Source organism: Vibrio lentus (assembly GCF_030409755.1).
Taxonomy (GTDB): domain Bacteria; phylum Pseudomonadota; class Gammaproteobacteria; order Enterobacterales; family Vibrionaceae; genus Vibrio; species Vibrio lentus.
Window position 1 is genome coordinate 1225220 of sequence record NZ_JAUFQE010000002.1, and the last position, 24246, is coordinate 1249465.

A 24246-nucleotide genomic window follows, 5' to 3' on the forward strand; every position below is an offset into this window, starting at 1 on the left:
TTACTTCACCAATAAATGTTGACGGTCGAGAACGTTAGTAATGTGGCGGAACCAGTGATCGGAAATTTTTGCCTTCTCTTCACTCCAACCAATGTAACCTCGACTTTCGAAGTAGCGCAAAATGCCCGTAATCTCAGCAATACTCAGTTGAGTACAGTCAGACAGAACCTCAGGGGAGGCTATCTCTAGCTGAACAATCGATCGAAGCACGGCCAGCATGGGTTTGGGCATGTTCTCTAACTCTTGCGCTTCAGGCACATGGAACAGCCTGACGACAGCTTGGTCGGTGTCTTTGTTTCTATTGAGAGATAAACGGAAGAAGCGGAGCGCCACTGTGGGGTTACCATCAGAGTAATGCCATAGAATTCGATAGAAGCCTTGGCGAGCACGTTCTTCTTCTGTCATCTCATCTTGATCCCACTGTTTAGGAACCACCAAGCCATCAAACGACAACGGCTTTTCTAACTCGGTATTGATACGGCTTGTTAGTAACTCGCCGATTTGCTTCTCAGTCCAACGAGGTAGGAAACACACGAAATCAAACAATAGACGCTCACCACGAGCTCTATCGACAAATCGCCAGCTTGATTTAGCAATCGACATCACTACACGGTGGTTCTTTTTAGAACGGCGCAGTAAGTTGGTTAAGCGAATCAGATCAGACAATCCGCCAACCATCGGCTTAACAAGTCGTTGTGCGTTGTCGATCGCGATCAGGTAAGTGGTTTCGCTTTTACGTAAGTGAGCCAGAATCTGAATTTCAGTCGCTTCTTCTTCTAATCCGATGCTTACAGCTAAGTGGCAAAGAAACTCTTTGTAACCCGCATAAGGACAGCTAACGTAAATTGGCTCAGCGTTGGTGACTTTATGTAGCAATGTGTAGAGCAGCGTTGTTGAACCCACGCCACGCTCACCAGACACAATACAAATCGCTGGGCTGTCAGACATCAGATAACGGTTAAGTTGTTTAACTTCATCGCCCGCATAGTCAATCAAGGTGCTATCGATTGAACCTGGCAGAACGTATTCAAAGGTTTGATCGCCTTTGATTCTCACGAGGTTCTGTTGGTTCTTATCAAGGTCGGACTGTTTTGCGACTTCAATTCTAAATAGATAAGCAAGCGCCTGACTAAACAGGGTATAACCGGATAACAGCGCCATAATACGATGCTGGAAGGTATAAACGGATAGCCATACAATACCAATTGCGGTTGCCAGTATATTGAGAATAAATGTGTCTTGGCGATTCACAGCCCAGTTCACCCATACAGGGCGATCTGAAATATGTTGTAGCGCATCAAACACTTTTGCGCGCCATAGCCTCAATACTGAGATAGTCACAAGAACAAACCAGAAGAACAGCGCACTGTAGATCCAGCTGTAGATCGTGCCTTTACCTAGCGTACGAATCGAAATCTGCAGAATCACACCCGCGACAATGAAGCTCCACACGTAACGACGAATGGTCGAGAGGCGCAATGCAATCACTTCTTGGTTTGATGTGCGACCTAATCGGTAAGCAAACTCAAGAATAAAGCTGATTGCTATCGAGCCACCGAGAATCCACCACGTAAAGATCTCGAGGAAAATTAAGTGCTGCAAGCTCGGTATGCTTGAGAGAATACGCAACGAAATAGTAATCGCGATTAACCACGCTATCGCTCGATGGGCACGACTCACGTACCAAATCAAACGCACCAAGAATGGAGGATTCTGTTTCGCTTCTAAGAAATTAACTCGGAACAATTCAATCAGGCGCGTGCTGTTTGATAGCCACCACACCAAACCAAAGTAAATAAACAGCACTTTCAAAGACGCGCCAATCACAGGAACTGGTGAAATGAAGATGTCTTTTATCAACGCTTTGAAGCTACGAGTTTGGAAATACACCAGATATTCAACGTTGAGCTTAGTCAGTCGCCACTCTTGCTTAAACTGTGTGACACCATAAGGGCCAAAACCCGTTAGGCGCTCTTTGTTCGCGGTAGTCGTCTGCTCAAGTAAGTGCTGCTTACTCACATTTAAACTGTTTAATGTTACGTAGCTCGATTCAACATCGAACCACAGATCCGCATCGCTGTTTTTTCGATAATCCAGAAGCTGTTGATCAAAGGTTGCGATTTGTTGGTTTTGGACACGAAGCACTTCAGCCAATAAAACATTGACCTTACGTTTGTCAGCCGCTTCCATAAACAGAGGGTCGGGGAGTGCATTAATGCGTTGATCCAGATCTTGGGCAATGTCAGACACCTGAGGACGTGACTGTAAGTCATATTCCAAGTTGGCATGACTAGGCCAAGAGATCATGGCCAAAGTGAACAATAAGAAGCGCGATAATGAACGCATAAAAGTCTCTTAGAATTATGAGGTTAGGATTACTATAGTTAGATAATGGTGCTTTGTGAAATCTAACCCTTTTTCGGGGGCGAGTACTTTATTCCTGTTTCTTTCATCTTTGTCATGAAATTGTCAGGGTTTGGGCTAGTATTTGAGCATCAGCCAATACCGAAAATAAATAGGGGAAAGTAGGTTAGGTTGTAACGATGCGCCGTGCGATATATTCAATTATCCGTGGGATTTAAGGCGTTATATAAACCCTATTATCGACGGCTGTTCGCTATTTTGTATTTTCCTCATTGTGGCGTTTTAATGAACACAAATAGAAAATCAAAAGTGTGAGTCAGCTCAAATTATGATTTGGCTAGGTTATCACTCACTTAATGGCCTGTAATTGCAATCAATACTTGAAGTTAAAGCCCCGAAGAAGTAACGTTGCGGCGTTTTTCACATTAAAAAGGTAAAGGCATTGATCTCCACAGCAAATATCACTCAACAATTCGGCGCTAAGCCACTTTTCGAAAATATTTCAGTTAAGTTCGGCGAAGGTAACCGTTACGGTTTAATCGGCGCGAATGGCTGTGGTAAATCGACGTTCATGAAGATCCTATCAGGTGAACTTGAACCAAGTGCTGGTAACGTAAGCTACGATCCAAACGAGCGCGTAGCTAAACTAAACCAAGACCAATTTGCTTACGAAGAATTCACGGTAATCGACACGGTTATCATGGGTCACAAAGAGCTTTGGGCTATTAAGCAAGAGCGTGACCGCATTTACTCTTTGCCTGAAATGAGCGAAGAAGACGGCATGAAGGTAGCTGACCTTGAAGTTCAGTTCGCTGAAATGGACGGTTACATGGCAGAAGCTAAAGCCGGTGAGCTTCTTCTTGCTGTAGGTATTGAAGAATCACTGCACTTCGGTCTAATGAGTGAAGTAGCACCTGGTTGGAAACTTCGTGTTCTATTGTCTCAAGTACTGTTTGCAGACCCGCATATCATGCTTCTTGACGAACCAACGAACAACCTGGACATGGACACCATCAAGTGGTTGGAAGATACGCTTAACCAACGTAACTGCACAATGATCATCATTTCGCATGACCGTCACTTCCTAAACTCAGTTTGTACACACATGGCTGACCTTGATTACGGCGCTCTTCGTCTGTTCCCAGGTAACTACGATGAGTACATGACAGCAGCGACACAAGCTCGTGAACGTCTACTTTCTGATAACGCTAAGAAGAAAGCACAAATTGCTGAACTTCAAACGTTCGTTTCTCGTTTCTCTGCTAACGCATCTAAAGCGAAACAAGCAACGTCTCGTGCTAAACAGATCGACAAGATTCAACTAGACGAAGTTAAAGCGTCTAGCCGTCAAAACCCATTCATCCGTTTCGAACAGTCTAAAGAACTATTCCGTAACGCACTTGTGGTTGAAAACCTAGCTCAAGGCTTTGAAGAAGACCTATACAACAAGTTCGATGCGATTTTCGAAGTGGGTGAGCGTGTTGCTATCATCGGTGAGAATGGCGTAGGTAAAACAACGCTTCTTAACACACTAGCGGGGGCTCTAGAAGCGCGCGAAGGTGAGTACAAGTGGTCTGAAAACTCAAACATCGGTTACTACGCTCAAGATCACGCACATGATTTTGAAAAAGACATGAACCTATTTGATTGGATGAGCCAGTGGCGTCAAGAAGGCGAAGACGAGCAAGTTGTTCGTGGCTTCCTAGGTCGTATGCTGTTTGGCCAAGACGACATCAAGAAATCTGTAAAGGTTATCTCTGGTGGTGAGCAAGGTCGTATGCTTCTTGGCAAGATCATGATGCACAAGCCAAACATCCTTCTAATGGATGAACCAACGAACCACATGGATATGGAATCTATCGAAGCGCTTAACTTGGCTCTTGAGAACTACAAAGGCACATTGTTCTTCGTATCTCACGACCGCGTATTCGTAGACTCTCTAGCGACTCGAGTTCTTGAAATCAAAGACGGTAAGATCAACGACTTCCGTGGTACTTACGCTGAGTTCTTGAAAGCACGCGCTTAGTACACATTAAACATGATTACGTAATACAACGTTATTACGTATTCCTGAATAGAAAGGCCTCTATCTTTGTGAATAAGATAGAGGCCTTTTGTTTATCTATGTTTTTGATGCCAGTTTTTTCATATCAGCTTTTTCATCGCAAATAAGTCGAGTGGTTGCTCTCAAATACTTATTGCTAATCAATATTTAAACTGCGCCACAATCTTCTCTAGCTTCACACTCACGTTCGATACTTGTTCACTGCAACGAACAGACCCAGATACCACTGTATGAGTATCACTCGCCAAGTGGGCGATATCAGTGATGCTGCGGTCAATCTCCGCTGATACCATGGACTGTTCTTCAGACGCCGTGGCAATCTGGCTGTTTAAGTCGAACATTTCCCCGACTTGAAAGTGTATTCCTTCAATCGCATTCACCACGTCTTTGGTTTGATGCTTAACTAGGCCTGTTTGCTCTAAGCTCACTGACATCTTCGCGACCGTTTTTGCTATTCCCGACGTTAGGCCATGAATGGTCGATTCAATTTGATGGGTTGAATCGTTAGTCATTAGCGAAAGCTCTCGCACTTCGGAAGCAACGACTGCAAACCCACGACCATGATCACCAGCACGCGCAGCCTCTATCGCTGCATTTAGCGCGAGTAGGTTAGTTTGTTCCGCTATACCTTGAATCGTAGTAACGACTTGATTGATTTCGCGACTCTGATCTTCGAGCTGAACAATTAGGTTTTGAGACTCAGCAATGTTCTCGGCCAGCACATTAATGCTGTCATTAGTTGCGTGGGTTTCTTGCAACGCTTGATGTGCATTATCTTTGATCTTTTCAGCGTTCATCGCCGCGTTTTCTATGTTCGCCGTCACTTCATTACTGGTCATCACCAACTCATTAACTGCCGTCGCTACTGATTCAGATTGTTGCTTCTGCTTTTCAGCATTACTCATACTTTTGATTGCCGCTTCTTCAGAGCTGCACGAACTATCGGTCAACACCGTCATTACGCCAGACAGCTCTTTAATATTGCCATGCAGTTTATTGATGAAGGTATCGAAGGAATGCGCCAACTGAGCAAGTTCATCGTTGCCTTTGGCGTTCATGCGCACAGTTAAATCGCCATCTCCATTGGCAATTGATTCCATCATCACGTTTATCGCTTTGATTCGCGCAAGTATGTTGCGACCAATAAACACCAACAGCAAAGAGAGCAGCGCAACAATCGCCGCACCAAAAAGGTGTAGGGTGTTTTTGGTATGTGTACCCGCTGTGGTGATAGCTTGACTTATCTCGGTTTGTACGGCTTCAATGGCTTGTTCTGTTTGGTGGACGTTGCTACGTAAGGCGCCTCTAAGACCGAGTTCTGCCGACAAGCCTAAATTGGTGTTGGCCAATAGGAGCGTTTCAACCGCAGCTTTGTAGTCCGAATAGGCTTGCTCTGTCGCAACGGACGTTTGAGAGTAGGGTTCAAACTCTTTAAGAGCATCTGCTAACGCCATATGGGTTTGGTCATTGATATGAGCGAGATAGTGGAAATCTTTTTCAATCAACTCCAATAGCGCAAGCTCTAAAGCCAAACTCGATTCAGATTCGATCGCTGATTTTAATTTGTTTCTTTTGGTATCTAACGCAGCGACAAAGCCTAAGGGCGCGGTCGTACGTTCAATGTTATTTACTTGTTCGACAATTTGGTGAAACTGCTTTTGATATTGATGAAGGGTATCCGAAATCCGTGTCATTTGGTCAGACAAATGAAGCTCGTGTGAAGCTAGAGTTTGGTTCAAAGTCACCAATCGTTGATTCAGGGTGTTGGCGGTTTCGTCGAAGCGTTCTGCGTATTTGTTATCGTGGCGAGATAAGAAATCTTTTTCGTGTCGCCTCAGGGTTAGTAGGTCAACAGAGCTCCTCAAGTTTTCAGAGGCAGCTCGCTCCAAGGATTCAAGCTTATCTAAGCTGAACTGCTCGTAAATCGCATAGATAAAGACTGAAACAAACAGGGTGAGGTTGATTAGAATGAATTTACTGCGTATTGAAAGAGACAGCGAATGACGCTGAGTTTCCGATGGATTACTCATGGTTAATTCCCTTTAAGCCAGTGACGTTAATATTCATCTTTGTTTTGTAATTAATAGATTCATTAAAATGATGAATATGTAACTAATAGCTTATGAGGTTGTTAAAGCAAGGTTCATTGGTAGCAAAGGTTACTTAAAACCTGATATGCAAAAACTAAGCGATTTGAGACGCCAGTTCCCTTGATGCAATACGCAAAGGCTACGATACAAAAAGCTTAGATACATAGAACTCATATAGAACAAGGCATGAATAAGAAAGCCCTCATTAACACGAATGTCGGTGATCTTTGAGATCGTAGGCATCGCATTTAATGAAGGCTTTTAAGTGAGTTAGCTTATTGTTTCGTTAACACTTATTACTGAATCTACCGTTCAGTTTTGTTCATCAAGAAAGTCGGTGTGTTCTAGCCATAGCGCATTAATAATTCCAAACGCGCAGGCTAATAATACGCCCAGTACCCAACATAAATACCACATAGGTTATCCTCCTATTTCATCTCTAATTAATACAGTGACGAACTGTTATCGTGAATGTATTGGCTATCTAGTCGACCGAACATTTTGTAGTAACACCAGATTGTGTAACCCAAAATAATTGGCACCACGATAACTGCGACAACCGAGATAATGCTCAGTGTTAACTCACTCGATGTTCCGTCCCATAGCGTTAAACTATGCGAAGGCATCAAGCTAGACGGCATGATCATTGGGAATAGGGCAACGCCCGCTGTCGTTATGATGCTTGCTATTGATAAGCTCGAAGAAGCGAAGGCCAAACCAGCGCGGTTAAGTCGAGTCATCACGGCACAACTCAGCATTCCGATGATACCTAGAGCGGGAATTGCCAAAAGTATCGGGTAGTTTTCGTAGTTATGTAGCAGTAAGTCATCAAACTTCACTACATGCTTTAGTAATGGGTTTGAAACACCATCGGTCACAACTGGGCTAGTAATCAGGTAACCCGGAAGTGTATATGCGTATAGCCCACCAACAATAAACAGAACGACAGTGACAAGCGCCATACATACGATCACTCTCTGTGCGCGTTGTTTTAAATCACTCGTCGTTTTCATCTGTAGGAATGCCGCGCCTTGCGTGACAACCATCGCCAAGCTCACCAAGCCACATAGCAGTGGGAAGGGCGTGAGTAGATCCCAGAAACCACCTTGGTATGACATCATTAGCAATTCATTAAATTCAAACGGAACGCCAATCATCAAGTTCCCGAAACCAACACCAAAGATAACCGGAGGAATGAAGCCACTGACGATAAGCGCAATATCACAAGCTTTCTTCCATTGCGGATTGTCGATCTTAGCGCGGTAATCCATACCGAGGGGTCTTAACCACAAGGTCGCCAATACTAAAATCATGGCTAAATAGAATCCGGAGAACGCAGCCGCGTAGATTGCAGGCCATATCGCGAAGATAGCGCCACCCGCCGTAACTAACCATACTTGGTTACCGTCCCAGTGAGGGGCAATCGAGTTAATCATGATTCGTCGATCAACTTCTGACTTTCCTAGAACAGGGAGCAACGCCGCAACGCCCATGTCGAATCCATCGGTAATGATAAAACCGATCAACAACACGCCAATAACTGCCCATGTAAACAGGCGAAGATTTTCGTAATCAAACATCTGAATTCCTTAATGAAGATCGATAGTTTTATCTAACTGACGCGGTGCGCTTTGCTCACCTGTAATAGCAAGATCTTGGTTTGATTGCTCATGATGATAGCGACCAGTCTTCAGTGCGCTCGGGCCCATTTTCGCAAACTTAACCATCAGGAACATTTCTATAATCAAGAACGCGGTGTAGAACAAATAAACCAAGCCGATAGAGATCCACAGACTTGAAGCGGGTAGATTAGAAACCGCCATGTTGACTGGTAGAATCTCACCAATTGCCCATGGTTGACGGCCATATTCCGCAACAAACCAACCTGCTTCACAAGCAATCCAAGGAAGTGGAATCGCACATATCGTTGCTTTCAATAACCAACGATTGGTACCAATCTTACGGCGACAAATTTGTACGAATGAAAGACCTATAATGGCGAACATTAAGACGCCACACACCACCATGATGCGGAAACTCCAGAATAGCGGGGCTACCGTTGGGATTGTGTCTTTTGCTGCTTGTTTGATCTGTTGCTCTGTTGCATCCACCACGTTATCGCTGTATTTCTTAACCAGTAATCCATAACCAAGATCATGTTTAACCAATTCAAACTCATCGATATTTTGTTGTGATTTATCACCAGAACGTAGTTTTTCTAATAGTCCATAAGCTAAGATGCCGCTGCGAACACGTTCTTCATTCTTTGCCAATAAATCATGAATCCCGACAACTGGCGTATCCAAAGAACGCGTTGCGATAATACCCATCACGTATGGGATCTTAATCGCGTAGTCCGTCTCCATGGTTTCTTGGTTTGGGAACCCGAACAATGTAAATGAGGCAGGGGCTTCTTCGGTGTGCCATTCAGCTTCGATAGCCGCTAGCTTCACCTGTTGAACATCTCCCAACTCATAACCAGATTCATCACCTAGCATCACTGTCGACACAATCGCAGCCATACCAAAAGCACTTGCAACTGCAAATGAACGACGAGCGAACGCTAAATCACGCCCTTTAAGCATGTAGTAAGCACTGATACCCATAATAAATAGCGCGCCGGTTGTATAACCTGCCGCAACGGTATGCACGAACTTCACTTGAGTCACTGGGTTGAAGATCACTTCGACAAAGTCTGTCATCTCCATACGCATGGTTTCGAAGTTAAACTCTGCGCCCACTGGGTTTTGCATCCAGCCATTGGCCATCAGAATCCACAGACCGGAGAAATTTGAACCTAAGGCCGTCAACCACGTTACCGATAAGTGCTGACGCTTAGAGAGCTTGTCCCAACCGAAGAAGAACATACCGACTAAGGTTGATTCCAAGAAAAACGCAACAAGCGCTTCAATCGCCAGTGGGGCACCAAATATGTCGCCCACATAATGCGAGTAATAAGCCCAGTTGGTTCCGAATTGGAATTCCATGGTTAGGCCGGTAGCAACACCGACCGCAAAGTTAATACCAAACAATTTACCCCAGAACTTGGTCATGTCCTTGTAGATGGTTTTGTTGGTCATGACATACAGCGATTCCATCACTGCGAGTAAGAAGGAGAGGCCTATAGTTAGGGGGACGAATATAAAGTGATAAAGAGCGGTACTTGCGAATTGAAACCGCGACAGATCAACGACATCTGTAAGCATAAAAACTCCTTCCCGCCACGAGTGTGACGGGTAAGACAATGGAAAATAAGATGATAATTAGAGAGAACTAATTAAAGGTTTTACATGTAGCTGAATGAAAAGAATCTATTACCAACGAAGTGCTTTGTTTTGTTTTTTAGAGAACTGTTTACGTAGCCAGTAATCTGCACTCACGTAACGGCCACCACCGTAAACAAGCAGTACCAGCAGCATCACGAAGTAGGTGCCTGCGAACTCCATACCGTTGTTCAGCATTACCGGGTCGCCAAGTTCAGTGATGTAGTTGTAACGACCTGGGAAATTAACCGAAAGCCACTCGATGAAGCCATTAAGTCGAATGGTTGCTTCCATATCGCCAGTCGCAATTGCATCCCAACCGTGTTTCCAGTGAACCATTGCACTCGCGACGCTCATCATGAAAATCATTGGAATTGATATAAAGCGAGTAAACAGACCTAACGCGATACAGATACAACCCAATACTTCGGTCGCTGCCGCTAGGAATGCCAATAACTCTGGGAAGGGAAGATTAAGACCACCATCGGCTGCCGAGGCACCAAACCATGCCACAGTTCCCGAGAAGCCCAGCACTTTAGAGCGTGCACCGACATAAATAACCGGAATCAAATAGAGACGAACTGAAAGCAGTACTAAGTAATCGTATTGTTTGCATTTGTCGACAATAGCGTCGTACCAGCTGAGGGCTGACTTAATCATAATTTTTCTCCTAAAGAGTGAACGCCAATCAGTTCAATTTCACTGAAGTGTTCGACCCAATTAATAAATTCGAATCTCGCCAATTGTTGAGCAATTATTTGTTTTATATCGGCTAAAGAACGATTTGGTTGCTGTTGGATTATTTGGATAATCGCAACATCAATTTCTCTTAGTTTTATCGTGTTGACGCGTTGGTCAGAGTCGCGATAAATCGCGTAATAAACGGGATACCGCCTTTGTGTTAGAAACGTCAGCGACTCACCATGAATAATGAAAGGTACCTGCACGAGCTTCATCGTACTGTTGACTAACATACCCAATTGAAGCTGTCGTTCATCGACGTGAAAGTCACGCGTTCGCGACAAAGGCAGAACTTGCTTTGAAGAATCAATCTCAACGCAAAAGGCACACCATTCGTACTCCAACACCGCGAGTTGATCGGCTGTAAGCTCATGACTCGCACTCAAGGTAGACAAATCACTCAAACTAGAGATGTACATTGGTTGAGTTCGACGTTGAACAAAGCTGACAAACTCAGTTGCTATATGATGAAACTCTGGCTCTGAGGCGTAATGCACGACCACAAATTCATCAACTAACATCAGTAGTTGGTCTTGGTCGACTTGCTGACAAAACAGCGGGAATGTGTTGTTCAATACACCAAATACGTTGTCTCTAATGAATTCGCTGTATCGACACACTGCGTTGTCTTCAAGTGGCGAACGTATCAATGCGGTTAACGCCTGCGTTTGACTGATCATCATGCTAGGAGGGTTATGCATAAACCAACTCCTGATTCATTGGACGATGAGCAACACCTGCGTTCAATACCTGACGATGCACTGTTCGTAACTCTTCACTAAGCACAACCAAAGGAGGTACGTTGTTGTCTCTTTCAAGTAACAACGGTTTGCTGCCATGAAGATCGAATACATAACGCGCCAAATCGATAACCTCTTGCTGTACTTCCATACCGTGGGTATCAAGTAGCGACCGGTCACCTTCAACCGATCTGTTACTTTCAACCAAATGCCCAGCAATGTGGTAATAGCGAATAGCATCACTTGGTAAAGCCTTAAGCATTTCAGTTGCATCAAAGTGGTGGTTCTGACTGTTTACATAAAGATTGTTGATATCGACCAACAACTCACAGCCACTGCGCTTTGCTATTTCAGCGATAAACTCGCCCTCAGGCATCTCATCTCCGTAATTGTGGTAATAAGAGATGTTCTCCATGACCAAAGGACGTTGAATGATGTCTTGGACTTGTTTGATTCTGTCCGCAAGATAGCCGATATTTTCTGCGCGGCGTGGCACAGGTAACAGTTCATAGAGATACCCTTGGCTGTCTCGAGAGAAACTCAAATGTTCGCTGTATACCTGAATATTCAGTTCATCGAGAAATTGACCAACCTGACGAACAAACTTCGTATTAAGCGGCTGACAATCTCCAATGGATAAGCTCAAACCGTGTGCGATCAAAGGGTATTGCTTCGCTATATCCTGTAGTTGTTCGCGCTTAAGTCCGCCTAGGCTCATCCAGTTCTCGGGAGCTAATTCCAGAAAATCGATATCAGGGTGCTTTGGGGAACGAGCGAGCAGTTCAATATGCTCACTGCGTAGCCCAATGCCTTTGTCTGTATTCTGAATGGTTCGCACTTTATAGTTTAACTCTCTGTTTTTAGGGGCTCGGTCATTTGATGCTGAAGCTTTAGTTTTTAAAGTATTAGTTTTTAAAGCTCCAGTTTTTAAAGCAATAGTGTTATGCGTTTCTACTGGCCACATACACCACCTGTCACCTTGCTATTCGCCATTAAGATGCGCTCTTTACTTGGCGAGATACCTTCAGCCGTTAAGCCACATTTCCCATCACGTGCACGCACTAAACGGTCTTGAGGGTTGCTTGTCAGTTCCGCTTTTTCGAAGCGTTTTTCTGTACCACATTTACCCGCGGCACATTTACCTCCGTGTCCTGAAGATTGTTTCGCTTCAACAGGGGCTTCGGCAGGTGCATCAGCAAACGCCATTGCAGAGTTAAGGCTAATCACAGAGGTGATCGCGATTGATAGGGCGATTTTGTTGTTCATATTATTTCTCCTTTACAGCAGACATAGGGAAACTAGCCAAATCACGACCAGACATGATTGGCCCATCGTAGTATTCGCGTACGATTTTGATCGATTCAGATTTGCGCTTAAGACCTAGACCCATCCAGTGGTTAAGTACCAACATTTTTGGATTGATCTCTTTAGCAATTTCACCGATGACAGAAGGCTTGGCGTGCATGAATGTAGAAACACCATCGGCTTGTTCATGAATCGCCATTGGCATCATCATGATGTCGGCGCCACGCGCGAAGTCTAAGAACGCAGGGTTGCTACCATTTTGGTCAGCTGAAATCACCATCACGCCTTCTTCACTTTCGATTCGGTAAGCGAGACAAGGCACATCACCATGAGGAATACCCAGAGCTGTGATCTTCAAACCATCTTTTTCGTAAACAACGGTTGGCACTGTGGATTGATAGTCAACATCGGTAAGATTGACTGGGAATAGGCCATCGGTTCCATCGTATAAACCTGCAAGGTAAGCGTATGCGCCATGGTCTGGGTCAAAATTCGCTGCGAAGTAACCGTTAAGGCTTGGGAATGCAGAACCTGCGGTTGGACCTGAAATCTCCAATGCCTTTTCACGTTCAAAGAAGTAGCCACCTTTAAGGAGAGCAGGTAAATCATTAACGTGATCGGTATGGAAGTGAGTGATACCCATGAAATCTAGGTCTTCAAGTTTTGCACCCGCTTGACCAAAACGTAGGTAAACACCGCCACCGGCATCAATCATGATTCGTGATTTACCTTTCCACCATACGATTTCACCGGATGATGCACGTAAGTCATCCGAGATAGGACCGCCAGAACCCAGTATTTGTAACGTAAAATCCGTATCCACTGGCTTAAGTTCAATTGCGTGACAGTTGGCGCCCAAGGTCAGTCCAAGAGCGATTGCTAGAGCTTTTAAAGGCTGTTTCATATTGTTATCCAATTCTTTGTTTCTTATGTGTTTTCTTCGAAGTGAGCATTCAAAGAAGTGAAGCTTTTGCCAAGCAGCACAATAAGTGCGTGCTTCGCTCTGTTCACGGAACACAAGATAAAGAATTGTTAACGTTCGGTATATCTAGTTAATTTGAAAATAACGTTCAATAAAACCAAACGAAAAGATCGAACTCGTTTCGAAAAGGGAAATGTACTTGAGAAATAGGGGGGAGTTTGGGAGTTTGGAACGAGAAGAACGGTGGAATTAAAGTGCAAGCTTACATTTGCACCTTAATTCTAATAGATAACCAATGTCTAAAACGAATGATCGTTTACTGGTCACCTTTTACATCGAATTCAATCTTCTCTGCGCCAGTGAACACTTGGAAACGCAGGCCTTTAGCGCGAGCAATGGTCGTGATACCAAATTGCTGAGCCAAATCTAAACCCATTTGCGTTACGCCTGAACGTGATAACAGAACAGGAATACCCATCTGCGCTACTTTGATGACCATTTCAGAAGTCAGGCGGCCAGTAGTGTAAAAAATCTTATCTTCACCAGACTCTTTGTTAAGCCACATCTCACCAGCCAACGTATCTACCGCATTGTGACGGCCAACATCTTCAACAAACGATAGAACCTTGTCGTCTTTGCAAACAGCGCAACCATGGACCGCGCCAGCTTTCTTGTAAGTGTCGTTGTAATGAGTTAGTGCTTCTAGAGCGGTGTAAATTTCAGATTGCTTAATCTTGGTTTGAGGCACCTGGTAATCTTCCAACTGCTTCATCACGTTACCAAACATGGTGCCCTGACCGCAGCCAGAGGTCACCGTCTTCTTCTTAAGCGCTTGCTCAAGCTGGCTCGTATCTTCATTGGTAATAACCGCTGCAGAGCTGGTTTCCCAATCAATGATGATAGATTCAACCGCTTCAGGGTCAGAAAGGAAGCTTTGGTTCTTCAAATAACCCAAGACTAAAGATTCAGGGCGTGAGCCGAGCGTCATCAGGGTTACGATCTCTTTCCAGTTCAACATGACGGTAAGAGGGCGTTCGCAAGCGATCTGTTTGGTTAGCTTCTCACCATATTCATCAAATACTTCAACTTCGATTGTTTGAAGTGGGTTTTCGCTAGTTTTTATTATGTTTGGTTTTACCACAATCACTTCCTACTAAATGAGATAGGGTTGTAACAAGAGGGTCTAACGCCGATCCTGTTAATCGATTCTTTAACTCATGCTTAAAGCAAATCTTATTCCAAAATAACGGGTATTCAGGAAAACATGAAGCATTCGATTAAAATAGCGCAAAATATGAGAGTTCACCGAGTGGAGTTGTCTGAATTTACGTGTATCGACTACCGTTATAGATACGACTTAATAACGAAAGCCATCATGTAAGATGGTAAAAGTTAACGTGTATTGGCGTGTTTATTGCTTTATAGCGCTTATATGATTGAGCTAAGTACAAAATGTCCTAAGCACATTCAGACCAAAGAAAATCAATTGGGTGAAGTATGTCTGAGATAAAAGAATTCAAAGAACAATATGAAAAAACAGAAGCAGCTTGGCCAATAGGTGTCCAAAGAATAGAGAAAGAGATCAAAACAGGTATCTGGGTAACCACTCAATGGGAATTGATGGGGTTTGAACTGTCACCAGAAGATGACGCCCCAGACGTTTGTTTACTTCAGTTACACAAAGACGAGCGTACTGACTACCGTTTCAATTTAAGCTCCCAACAACCAAAGCTATTCTTAGTGATGGATAACGTTGATTCAGGTGTTAAGCCCGTTATTCAATTGCTGACAGCTTCTCAGTCGGTCGCAGGGCAGTATATGGATGGAGACAATCAAGTGTTGTCTTACGATATTCCTTTGCCCGTACAGGCTTGGATGGAAGCCTTCATCGGCCGTCATGGTGAGTTGCTAGAAGCAAGACGTAAGAAACGTAAAGGTGCGGGTAGATCAAATGGCAACTAACTTCTTTAGCCGTTGGTCTCAACGAAAGCTTGATGGAACCACTGACGAACCTTTGGAAGTAGAGCAAACACTGGAAGCAGCAGCGCCTCAGTCTTTAGAGAGTGACGCTTTAGAAACCAATGAAGAAGTTGACGCTGCTGACGTTCAAGATCCAGAACCAGAAGCCACTGAAGATTTGTCTGTTGCTCAATTATTAGTGTCAGAAGCCTCAGAAAGCGTAAAAAAAGCCGCATTACGTAAATTATTCCTCTCAGAGGAGTTTAACGTGCGTGATGGCTTGGACGATTACGACGACGATTACAGTAATTTGAAGACTCTTTCTGAAGGTGTTGCAGAAACTCTTCGCGATTGGGTAAAAGATAAGACAGAAGAAGACACAGTAAACGAACCTGAACAAGTCGCTGATAATGAAGAAGAAACTTTGATTGATGAGATTAATGACTCTATTCATGAATCCGAAGAAACCGAATCAGAACTTAGTAAAAGTGACGAAATTGCGGGGGAAGAAAAAGAACTGTATAAAAACACAGTGGTCGGCAATAGTGATACTGAGACTAACGAAGATGACCTAAAAGAGATGGGACAAAATATACCACACAAAGAATAGGTACATTTTGACTAAACACTCAATGAGCCGCTTGCGACAAAATGTCCCAAGCGGCTTTTTCATAAGCTTAACAAACTAAAAATTACGCTAATCCATTGAAAATAATCAATTATTAAATTGGCATGGCATTTGCTAAATATCGTTCATTATCGACTTTTTTGTAGATAGCCCGAGTAAGGTTGACTAGATAATGAATAGCTAATGAAACCATTAGTTGTTAACCGATTACTCAGCAAGTTCTCTAACGCTAACTACAATGAAGATTGAACAGATTATCCATGTCCAAAGATGGAACTGAGCAATGCTTAAACAATTATTAGAACAAGCAACTTCAAATAACGCTAAAGCAAGACTGTATACATTTGAAAATACAGTTGAATTAACAAACCTAATTCCACCGACAGTAAGTTATGAGAGCGGGGGAAACACACTCATCATTGGTCCAACAAAGATCATTGAGAGTGCGGCTGCGCAATTACCTCAGCTGACGAGTCTAACTTTACTTTCTACAGATGGAGAAAAGGGAACTAACCCAGAACTTTACTTCGCTAATTCGGTTCAAGTATCCGGTTTCCTTGGCACGTTTGAAGTTCTGATTGAAAGCAAAGGCACATCAAGCAACTTGGCAAAAGTGGCTATTAATCACGATTGTTTCGATGTGGTTTTAGACCTTTGCCTGAATAGTTGCATGACTGAAGAAGTACCTGTTCCTGGTTATTATCCAGTAGGGCGCGGTTATCCAAAACTGGCTGAAGCGTTAGAAGAGATTCCAACGCTAATGGGCACGTTCGATAAGCCTAAGTTCTTCCGTTTAGACACAGACCTTTGTGCACACAGTTCTCGTGGCGTTAAAGGCTGTGAGCGTTGTGTTGATGCTTGTCCTGCTGGCGCTCTTTCAAGTGAAGGTTCAGATAAGACAGGCCACAAGATCGAGATTAACCCTTACCTATGTCAAGGCGTGGGGACTTGTGCAACGAGCTGTCCTACAGAAGCCATTACCTATGCGCTTCCAAATCCTGACGATACCCAAAAATTCATTGAACGTACGCTAGCTAACTATGAGCAAGCGGGCGGCCTGGATCCTATCGTGCTTATCTGTAGCTCTCGTCATGAAACCTACAATGTGATGGCGTTAAAGGCACTGCCAGATAACGTGATTTCGATTGTGGTTGAAGAACTGCCATCTATTGGTATTGATACGTGGTTTGCTGCTTTGGTTAACGGCGCAACTCAAGTTCTGTTTGCAGCTTCTCGCTTTATGCCAGAAACCATCATTCGCGTTCTGAATAACGAAGTCGGGATCGCTCAAGAGCTTCTTGACCAGATTGGTATTCCGAAAGAAACCATCGATATCCTTTACCTAGAATCGCTTCGCGAAGGTCCTCCGACACTATGTGTTGATTCATTCGACCTTGCACTTGGCGATCTTCAAGGCAATAAGCGTCAACGTTTATTCACAGCACTCGATGCTATGTCTTCATCTCGTATTCCGGTTGAAAACATTGTTGAGCTGCCTTCGAATGCGCCATACGGCACGGTTTCGTGTGAAAGCAAAGATTGTACTTTGTGTATGAGTTGTGTGGCTGTGTGTCCAACACGTGCGCTGCATACCGACGGCGCGTCTCCATCGCTTAAGTTTGTAGAACAAGACTGTATTCAATGTGGTCTGTGTGAAAAGGCATGTCCTGAGAATGTTCTTACTCTGACTCCTAGAATGAATTGGGTAAAAGAAGAACGTCAGAAGGCTGTTGTGATTCATGAAGAGAAAGCAGCGGAATGTTTACGTTGTCATAAGCCATTCGCACCACAGTCTATGATTGACATGCTACAGAATAAGTTACGCGGTCACTCTCATTTCTCGGATGAGACAGCAATTAATCGTATTGCGATGTGTGAAGACTGCCGTGTGGTAGACATGTTCGATTCAATGGCTCAAGACCCATTGAAACAATTGAAATACTAGGAGTTGGACTTGGATACTCATTTAGATCAAGAACAGACACTAAGAACTGAAATCTATCTGGTTCTTTCTGCATTGTTTCGTAGCGCACCTTCTGAAGAGGTGACCGACTTTCTAAAGACGCTAGACATTGAAGCGTCTGAGAGTGCGATGCAAAGGGCTTGGATTGCGATTCAACAAGCAGCAACCGAATCAAACCGCGAAGCACTAGAAGATGAATATCAGAATCTTTTCATTGGCATTGGTCGTGGAGAGATTGTTCCATTTGGATCTTGGCATAGAACAGGATCGATGATGGAGAAACCATTAGCTGAGATCCGTCACGATCTTGAATTGCTTGGCATTGAGCGTGATGAGCAGGTTAAAGAGCCTGAAGATCATATCGCGGCTCTTTGTGAAGTAATGGCGATGCTAACCGGTGAAGAAGACGCGTTACAACAAGCCGTTTTCAATAAACATATCGGGCCTTGGTTTAACTCTTTTACACGTCAGCTTGAAGCAGCAGAGAGTGCAAACTTCTACAAATCTGCAGCTCAACTATGTGAAGCATTCTTAACGTTGGAGCAGGTTCGTTTCAGCGTGAATACAAAAAGCAGTAAACACAAATTAAAGATTGATGTGAAAAACGTCACTGATTACGAGTAATCGAGCAGTACGCGATTATATCGATAGAGGGGCATGAAGCCTCCAAAAAGATCTACCGCAAGGTAAGGAAGCAATGATGAAAGATAATAAAGAAATAGATACAAGCCGTAGAGACTTACTCAAAGGTTTAACGACTGCAGCCGTTGCTGGTGCCGTTGTCGCTGGTACAACCAAAGTGGCAACCGCTTCAGAAACTGTTGAAATGCCTGAAAAAGACGTGAAGAAGACGGGCTATCGTGAAACGCAACATATTCGCGATTACTACGACACACTTTAGGAGATAACGGATGAAACTTGTCAAACGCTCCGATAGTGTGAGCAAAGAAACCAATCAGCTAGGTGTGTCTCGTCGCGCCTTCATGAAAAACACTTCACTTGCTGCTGGTGGCGCGGTTGTAGGCGCAAGTCTATTCGCACCGGGCATGATGAAGAAAGCACAGGCTAAATCAGTCGACCCAGAAGCGAAAACAGAAGTAAAACGTACTATCTGTTCTCACTGTTCTGTGGGTTGTGGTATCTACGCTGAAGTTCAAAATGGTGTGTGGACGGGTCAAGAGCCTGCTTTCGATCACCCATTTAACGCTGGTGGACACTGTGCGAAAGGCGCAGCACTGCGTGAGCATGGCCACGGTGAACGTCGTCTTAAGTACCCAATGAAATTGGAAGGCGGTAAGTGGAAGAAGCTTTCTTGGGAACAAGCGATTGAAGAGATCGGCAACAAGGCGCTAGAACTTCGTAAAGAGTCTGGCCCTGATTCGGTTTACTTCCTAGGTAGTGCAAAACACAGTAACGAGCAAGCTTACGCATTCCGTAAGATGGCGTCTTTGTGGGGAACAAACAACGTTGACCACCAAGCGCGTATTTGTCACTCAACCACAGTAGCGGGTGTTGCAAACACTTGGGGTTACGGTGCGATGACAAACTCGTTCAATGACATGCACAACTGTAAATCAATGCTATTCATTGGCTCGAACCCTGCAGAAGCTCACCCGGTTGCGATGCAACACATCCTGATCGCGAAAGAGAAGAACAACTGTAAGATCGTTGTTGCGGATCCTCGTCGTACGCGTACTGCTGCGAAATCTGATCACTATGTTTCTCTTCGCCCGGGTTCAGATGTTGCCTTCATTTGGGGCATCTTATGGCATGTATTTGGAAACCAATGGGAAGACAAAGAGTTCATTCGCCAACGTGTATTCGGCATGGAAGAAATCCGTGAAGAAGTAGCGAAATGGAACCCAGCAGAAGTTGAGCGTGTGACTGGTGTAAGCGAAGAAGACGTTTACCAAACTGCGAAACTACTTTCTGAAAACCGTCCGGGTTGTATTGTTTGGTGTATGGGTGGTACTCAACATACTACCGGTAACAACAACACTCGTGCTTACTGTGTACTTGAGCTTGCGCTCGGTAACATCGGTAAATCAGGCGGCGGTGCAAACATTTTCCGTGGACACGATAACGTACAAGGTGCAACTGACCTTGGCGTACTGTCTGACACACTACCAGGCTACTACGGCTTGTCTGAAGGCTCTTGGCGCCACTGGTCTAAAGTCTGGGAAGTTGACTTTGATTGGGTCAAGGGACGCTTTGACGACAACGCATACGGCGGTCAAAAACCAATGAACAGTGCAGGTATTCCTGTATCTCGTTGGGTTGATGGTGTACTTGAAAACAAAGACAACATCCGTCAGCGCGAAAACATCCGTGCCATGTTCTACTGGGGTCACGCGGTGAACTCTCAGACTCGTGGTCCTGAGATGAAGAAAGCGATGCAGAAGCTGGATATGATGGTTATCGTTGACCCATACCCAACAGTAGCAGCAGTAATGAACGATCGTACTGACGGCGTTTACTTGCTTCCTGCAACAACTCAATTTGAAACCTACGGCAGTGTAACGGCATCAAACCGTTCTCTACAGTGGCGTGACAAAGTGGTTGAGCCTTTGTTCGAATCTAAACCTGACCATGAAATCATGTACCTTCTTTCTAAGAAGCTTGGTTTCTCTGATCAGCTGTTCAAAAACATCCGTGTTGAAAACAACGAGCCGCTTATCGAAGACATTACTCGTGAATTCAACAAGGGTATGTGGACGATCGGTTACACAGGTCAAAGCCCTGAGCGTTTGAAAGAACACCAACAGAACTGGCACACGTTCCACAAAACAACACTTGCTGCAGAAGGCGGCCCAGCGAATGGCGAGACTTACGGTCTGCCGTGGCCTTGTTGGGGCAACCCAGAAATGAAACACCCGGGTACGCATATCCTTTACGATACGTCTAAACCAGTAGCAGAGGGCGGCGGTAACTTCCGTACTCGTTTCGGTGTGGAGTTCGAAGGTCAAAGTATTTTGGCGGAAGACAGCTACTCGAAAGGCAGCGAAATCAAAGACGGTTACCCAGAATTCAGTGACAAACTTCTGAAGCAACTGGGTTGGTGGGACGATCTAACCGCAGAAGAGAAAGCTTCAGCGGAAGGTAAAAACTGGAAAACTGACGTTTCTGGTGGTATCCAACGTGTGGCTATCAAGCATGGTTGTATTCCGTTTGGTAATGCGAAAGCGCGTGCGATTGTTTGGACATTCCCAGACCGCGTACCTCTACACCGTGAACCACTTTACACGCCACGTCGTGATCTTGTTGCTGATTACCCAACTTGGGACGACAAAGAAGCAATTTTCCGTGTTCCTACGTTGTACAAGTCAATTCAAGACCAAGATAAGTCTGGTGAATACCCAATCATTTTGACTTCTGGTCGTCTGGTTGAGTACGAAGGTGGTGGTGAAGAAACACGTTCAAACCCATGGCTAGCAGAACTTCAACAAGAGATGTTTGTTGAAGTGAACCCGAAAGACGCAAACGACATTGGCTTTAAAGATGGTGATGATGTTTGGGTTGAAGGTGCTGAGAAAGGCCGTATCAAGGTGAAAGCGATGGTTACTCGTCGTGTTAAACCGGGTTTAGCGTTCTTGCCGTTCCACTTCGGTGGTAAGTTCGAAGGCGAAGATTTGCGTTCTAAGTACCCAGAAGGCACTGATCCTTACGTTATTGGCGAAGCAGCCAATACAGCAACCACATATGGTTACGACCCTGTCACGTTGATGCAGGAAACGAAAGTAACCCTTTGTAATATTCGTAAAGCGTAAGGAGTCTTAAAATGGCTAGAATGAAATTTCTTTGTGACACCAAACGTTGTATCGAATGTAACGGTTGTGTCACTGCATGTAAGAACGAAAATGATGATGCTCTGGAATGGGGTATTCAACGTCGCCGCGTTGTGACACTGAACGATGGTGAGCCGGGTGAAAACTCTATCTCAGTCGCATGTATGCACTGTACTGATGCCCCTTGTATGGCAGTTTGCCCAGCAGATTGTTTTGAACATACAGAAGATGGCATCGTACTTCACAATAAAGATCTGTGTATCGGTTGTGGTTACTGCTTGTTTGCTTGTCCGTTTGGCGCACCTCAATTCCCTAAACAGGAAGCCTTTGGTGAGCGCGGTAAAATGGACAAATGTACCTTCTGTGCTGGCGGCCCTGAAACAGAACCAGGTTCTGTGGAAGAGCGTCAGAAGTACGGTGCGAACCGTATTGCTGAAGGCAAGCTACCAATGTGTGCTTCGCTTTGTTCAACAAAAGCGCTGCTTGCAGGTGATGCTGAGCAAGTCTCTGACATCTTCCGCCAGCGTGTTGTAGAACGCGGAGCGAAAGGTGCTGGTTGGACAGACGGCAACGACCTTTCTTACGATGCGATGAAGAGCTAGTTAGGAGAGACATATGCTTACAATGTTTAAGCGTCTCTTCCTTGTTGTGCTGCCGATGTTGGCAGCACTAACAATGCTGTCTCCTTTGAGTCATGCATCTGAGACGAACTCATCACAAACTCAATCGAGCTCTGCTGAAAGAGAAATCACACAACTTGCTGGCGCTGATTTTTGGCGACAAGTAAGAAACGGTGAGGAAGGTTACACCACATCTCAATCGGCTGAACACGGTGTGTTGATCAGTACTCCGGGTCAAACGTGGTACATATTGAAAGAGAAGTGGATGTCGCCAGCAGGTGCCGTCGCTATCTTTGGCAGTATTGCTTTCGTGACTTTGATGTACGTTGTGATTGGCCCATTAATGCTGAGTGCGCCAAGAACTGGCCGTAAGATCAAACGTTGGTCTCGACTGGATCGTGCGTTGCACTGGAGCATGGCGTTTACTTTCTTAACGCTCGCGTTCAGTGGTTTGATGTTGGTTTACGGCAAGCACTTTTTGAAGCCGTACATTCCAACTGACCTTTGGGGCTTTATCGTTCTATTGGCAAAGCAATACCACAACTACATCGGCCCGATTTTCTATGTGTTGTTGATGGCTGTTCTTATCAAGTGGTGGCGCAAGTCAATCTTCAAAATGGTTGATATCCAGTGGTTCATGAAACTGGGTGGTATGGTAGGGAAACACAAAGGTTCTCATCCATCTGCAGAGTTTTCGAACGCGGGTGAAAAAGCGCTATTTTGGCTGCTTATCGTTATGGGCAGTGTCGCAGCGATCAGTGGCTTGGTGTTAGATTTCCCAATCTTTGGCCAAACACGACGTGATATGGAGCTTTCGAACTTAGTTCACATGCTTGCTGCTTTGATCCTTATCTGTGGTTTTGTGTTCCACATCTATATTGGCTTGTTCGGTATGGAAGGCGCACTAGAAGGTATGGTAACAGGCGAAGTCGATGAAACCTGGGCTAAAGAACACCATGACCTTTGGTACAAAGAAGTGATGGAACAAGAGAAAAACGGCGTTGAACAAAGCGCTAACGTAGCAACAGAGAAAACGGAAGGGGTGAATAAGAATGAACAAACCTCATAAGGGTATTTGGATTGCTTACATCCTAAGCTGCTTTACACCATTTACTTGTCTTCTCTCTGGTGTGATTGCCATTATCTACGCGGGCTATCGTTTAGATAAAGGCGAAGACGGCGAAGTCGTGGATACCCATTACTACGGCTTGATTCGCTCGTTCTTCTTGAACCTGACGTTCTTTGTTGTGCTTATCGTCACGGTAGCGACCTCTAACGGCGTGTTAATCGGTGTGAACGATTACTGGTATCAAAACCATATTATCGATGACATCGCTTACTACATTCCATATATAGGCATGTTATTTGGTGGTGTGGCGATTGTGGTTTGGTTTATTCGCATGTATCAAGGTATGCAGCGTTTAAGTCAAAACCTCCCGCAAAACCCGACAACAGGTCCAAACCTTTAAGCGTTTATATGTAAGTCGCTCGGGTTACCAAACTCGATAATAGCTCCTTTGTCGATGAGTTAACTCTAATCGGCGAAAGACATTAAAAGCCCAGTGATTCATTTCACTGGGCTTTTTGTCGTTTGGTCGCTAGATAACTGATCTAATGCCCTACATTGACCGCATCAATATGGTGCAACTCCCTCAATTGGTGCAATCAGTTATCGAATATTTTCTCTCCTTGAGAACCAATAAAGTGCACTTTAGAAATTAACCACAAAGAATCAATAACTTAAAATCAAACTCTGTTGCACGTTTTTTGCGTAACCAAGTTGGAACGCATCTTGCGTTTA

At 44.5% G+C, this 24246-nt stretch carries 21 protein-coding genes; 10 read left to right on the forward strand and 11 right to left on the reverse strand.

From position 1 onward, the window contains the following. Nucleotides 1-2346 carry an ATP-binding protein gene (locus QWZ07_RS14030; protein ID WP_017112067.1) on the reverse strand — a complete coding sequence of 782 codons (2346 nt, stop codon included), beginning with the start codon at nt 2344-2346 and terminating at the stop codon, nt 1-3. Between the two features lie 460 nt (nt 2347-2806). Between QWZ07_RS14030 and QWZ07_RS14035 the strand changes: the two genes are divergently transcribed. Beyond that, nucleotides 2807-4390, forward strand: a complete 1584-nt coding sequence (locus tag QWZ07_RS14035) for an ABC-F family ATPase (RefSeq protein WP_017107090.1) — start codon at nt 2807-2809, stop codon at nt 4388-4390. A 179-nt stretch (nt 4391-4569) separates the two neighbouring features. Here the strand turns inward: QWZ07_RS14035 and QWZ07_RS14040 are convergent, their stop codons facing one another. The 10 genes from QWZ07_RS14040 to fdhD form a co-directional block, all read right to left on the reverse strand. Further along, nucleotides 4570-6459 carry a methyl-accepting chemotaxis protein gene (locus QWZ07_RS14040; RefSeq protein WP_192853716.1) on the reverse strand — a complete coding sequence of 630 codons (1890 nt, stop codon included), beginning with the start codon at nt 6457-6459 and terminating at the stop codon, nt 4570-4572. Nucleotides 6460-6831: 372 nt separating this feature from the next. Next, entirely contained in the window at nt 6832-6936 is a 105-nt protein-coding gene (gene cydX, locus QWZ07_RS14045) for a cytochrome bd-I oxidase subunit CydX (RefSeq protein ID WP_080585223.1), read from the reverse strand. Between the two features lie 26 nt (nt 6937-6962). Then, on the reverse strand, nt 6963-8099 hold the full coding sequence (cydB, locus tag QWZ07_RS14050) for a cytochrome d ubiquinol oxidase subunit II (protein ID WP_192853715.1): 1137 nt from the start codon (nt 8097-8099) through the stop codon (nt 6963-6965). Nucleotides 8100-8108: 9 nt separating this feature from the next. Next, on the reverse strand, nt 8109-9725 hold the full coding sequence (locus QWZ07_RS14055) for a cytochrome ubiquinol oxidase subunit I (protein WP_192853714.1): 1617 nt from the start codon (nt 9723-9725) through the stop codon (nt 8109-8111). 108 nt (nt 9726-9833) lie between these two features. Then, a complete protein-coding gene (locus QWZ07_RS14060) occupies nt 9834-10442 on the reverse strand; it encodes an HvfX family Cu-binding RiPP maturation protein (protein ID WP_065112601.1) in 609 nt (202 codons plus the stop codon). Further along, the gene (locus QWZ07_RS14065; protein ID WP_192853713.1) at nt 10439-11224 is read right to left on the reverse strand and encodes an HvfC family peptide modification chaperone; all 786 of its coding nucleotides are present in this window, start codon (nt 11222-11224) and stop codon (nt 10439-10441) included. The genes QWZ07_RS14060 and QWZ07_RS14065 overlap by 4 nt, the downstream gene beginning before the upstream one ends. After that, complete coding sequence (locus QWZ07_RS14070) at nt 11217-12101, reverse strand: MbnB/TglH/ChrH family RiPP precursor modification enzyme (RefSeq protein WP_192853712.1); 885 nt, start codon at nt 12099-12101, stop codon at nt 11217-11219. The genes QWZ07_RS14065 and QWZ07_RS14070 overlap by 8 nt, the downstream gene beginning before the upstream one ends. A 113-nt stretch (nt 12102-12214) precedes the next feature. After that, nucleotides 12215-12529: a hypothetical protein gene (locus QWZ07_RS14075; protein WP_017112074.1), complete on the reverse strand. Its 315-nt coding sequence runs from the start codon at nt 12527-12529 to the stop codon at nt 12215-12217. A 1-nt stretch (nt 12530) separates the two neighbouring features. Then, a complete protein-coding gene (locus tag QWZ07_RS14080; RefSeq protein WP_102339642.1) occupies nt 12531-13472 on the reverse strand; it encodes an MBL fold metallo-hydrolase in 942 nt (313 codons plus the stop codon). A 334-nt stretch (nt 13473-13806) separates the two neighbouring features. After that, complete coding sequence (gene fdhD / locus QWZ07_RS14085) at nt 13807-14631, reverse strand: formate dehydrogenase accessory sulfurtransferase FdhD (RefSeq protein ID WP_017107095.1); 825 nt, start codon at nt 14629-14631, stop codon at nt 13807-13809. Nucleotides 14632-14987: 356 nt separating this feature from the next. On the opposite strand from fdhD, the gene QWZ07_RS14090 reads away from it, so the two are divergent. From QWZ07_RS14090 to QWZ07_RS14130, 9 genes are all read left to right on the forward strand, one after another. Continuing rightward, complete coding sequence (locus tag QWZ07_RS14090; protein WP_017112077.1) at nt 14988-15452, forward strand: DUF3305 domain-containing protein; 465 nt, start codon at nt 14988-14990, stop codon at nt 15450-15452. Then, a complete protein-coding gene (locus tag QWZ07_RS14095; RefSeq protein ID WP_192853711.1) occupies nt 15442-16059 on the forward strand; it encodes a DUF3306 domain-containing protein in 618 nt (205 codons plus the stop codon). The genes QWZ07_RS14090 and QWZ07_RS14095 overlap by 11 nt, the downstream gene beginning before the upstream one ends. 301 nt (nt 16060-16360) lie before the next feature. Continuing rightward, nucleotides 16361-18022: a 4Fe-4S dicluster domain-containing protein gene (locus tag QWZ07_RS14100; protein WP_192853710.1), complete on the forward strand. Its 1662-nt coding sequence runs from the start codon at nt 16361-16363 to the stop codon at nt 18020-18022. 9 nt (nt 18023-18031) lie between these two features. Continuing rightward, nucleotides 18032-18664, forward strand: a complete 633-nt coding sequence (locus QWZ07_RS14105; protein ID WP_192853709.1) for a TorD/DmsD family molecular chaperone — start codon at nt 18032-18034, stop codon at nt 18662-18664. Between the two features lie 76 nt (nt 18665-18740). Continuing rightward, on the forward strand, nt 18741-18941 hold the full coding sequence (locus tag QWZ07_RS14110; protein WP_029225905.1) for a twin-arginine translocation signal domain-containing protein: 201 nt from the start codon (nt 18741-18743) through the stop codon (nt 18939-18941). A gap of 10 nt (nt 18942-18951) precedes the next feature. Then, nucleotides 18952-21807 carry a formate dehydrogenase subunit alpha gene (locus QWZ07_RS14115; RefSeq protein ID WP_102307847.1) on the forward strand — a complete coding sequence of 952 codons (2856 nt, stop codon included), beginning with the start codon at nt 18952-18954 and terminating at the stop codon, nt 21805-21807. A gap of 11 nt (nt 21808-21818) precedes the next feature. Beyond that, entirely contained in the window at nt 21819-22427 is a 609-nt protein-coding gene (gene fdh3B, locus QWZ07_RS14120; RefSeq protein ID WP_010440854.1) for a formate dehydrogenase FDH3 subunit beta, read from the forward strand. A gap of 13 nt (nt 22428-22440) precedes the next feature. After that, nucleotides 22441-23514: a formate dehydrogenase subunit gamma gene (locus QWZ07_RS14125; RefSeq protein ID WP_017107102.1), complete on the forward strand. Its 1074-nt coding sequence runs from the start codon at nt 22441-22443 to the stop codon at nt 23512-23514. After that, nucleotides 23498-23914, forward strand: coding sequence for a hypothetical protein (locus QWZ07_RS14130; RefSeq protein WP_192853708.1), 417 nt, complete (start codon nt 23498-23500; stop codon nt 23912-23914). Before QWZ07_RS14125 ends, QWZ07_RS14130 begins: the two co-directional genes overlap by 17 nt. Nucleotides 23915-24246: the final 332 nt, after the last annotated feature.

What these genes read in the sequence shown, in the direction of transcription:
- cydX (WP_080585223.1), bottom strand. Translation starts at nt 6,936, where the DNA reads ATGTGGTATTTATGTTGGGTACTGGGCGTATTATTAGCCTGCGCGTTT.
- cydB (WP_192853715.1), bottom strand. Translation starts at nt 8,099, where the DNA reads ATGTTTGATTACGAAAATCTTCGCCTGTTTACATGGGCAGTTATTGGC.
- QWZ07_RS14055 (WP_192853714.1), bottom strand. Translation starts at nt 9,725, where the DNA reads ATGCTTACAGATGTCGTTGATCTGTCGCGGTTTCAATTCGCAAGTACC.
- QWZ07_RS14080 (WP_102339642.1), bottom strand. Translation starts at nt 13,472, where the DNA reads ATGAAACAGCCTTTAAAAGCTCTAGCAATCGCTCTTGGACTGACCTTG.
- QWZ07_RS14060 (WP_065112601.1), bottom strand. Translation starts at nt 10,442, where the DNA reads ATGATTAAGTCAGCCCTCAGCTGGTACGACGCTATTGTCGACAAATGC.
- QWZ07_RS14090 (WP_017112077.1), top strand. Translation starts at nt 14,988, where the DNA reads ATGTCTGAGATAAAAGAATTCAAAGAACAATATGAAAAAACAGAAGCA.
- QWZ07_RS14040 (WP_192853716.1), bottom strand. Translation starts at nt 6,459, where the DNA reads ATGAGTAATCCATCGGAAACTCAGCGTCATTCGCTGTCTCTTTCAATA.
- QWZ07_RS14030 (WP_017112067.1), bottom strand. Translation starts at nt 2,346, where the DNA reads ATGCGTTCATTATCGCGCTTCTTATTGTTCACTTTGGCCATGATCTCT.
- QWZ07_RS14115 (WP_102307847.1), top strand. Translation starts at nt 18,952, where the DNA reads ATGAAACTTGTCAAACGCTCCGATAGTGTGAGCAAAGAAACCAATCAG.
- QWZ07_RS14095 (WP_192853711.1), top strand. Translation starts at nt 15,442, where the DNA reads ATGGCAACTAACTTCTTTAGCCGTTGGTCTCAACGAAAGCTTGATGGA.
- QWZ07_RS14130 (WP_192853708.1), top strand. Translation starts at nt 23,498, where the DNA reads ATGAACAAACCTCATAAGGGTATTTGGATTGCTTACATCCTAAGCTGC.
- QWZ07_RS14100 (WP_192853710.1), top strand. Translation starts at nt 16,361, where the DNA reads ATGCTTAAACAATTATTAGAACAAGCAACTTCAAATAACGCTAAAGCA.
- QWZ07_RS14065 (WP_192853713.1), bottom strand. Translation starts at nt 11,224, where the DNA reads ATGCATAACCCTCCTAGCATGATGATCAGTCAAACGCAGGCGTTAACC.
- QWZ07_RS14075 (WP_017112074.1), bottom strand. Translation starts at nt 12,529, where the DNA reads ATGAACAACAAAATCGCCCTATCAATCGCGATCACCTCTGTGATTAGC.
- fdh3B (WP_010440854.1), top strand. Translation starts at nt 21,819, where the DNA reads ATGGCTAGAATGAAATTTCTTTGTGACACCAAACGTTGTATCGAATGT.
- QWZ07_RS14110 (WP_029225905.1), top strand. Translation starts at nt 18,741, where the DNA reads ATGAAAGATAATAAAGAAATAGATACAAGCCGTAGAGACTTACTCAAA.
- QWZ07_RS14125 (WP_017107102.1), top strand. Translation starts at nt 22,441, where the DNA reads ATGCTTACAATGTTTAAGCGTCTCTTCCTTGTTGTGCTGCCGATGTTG.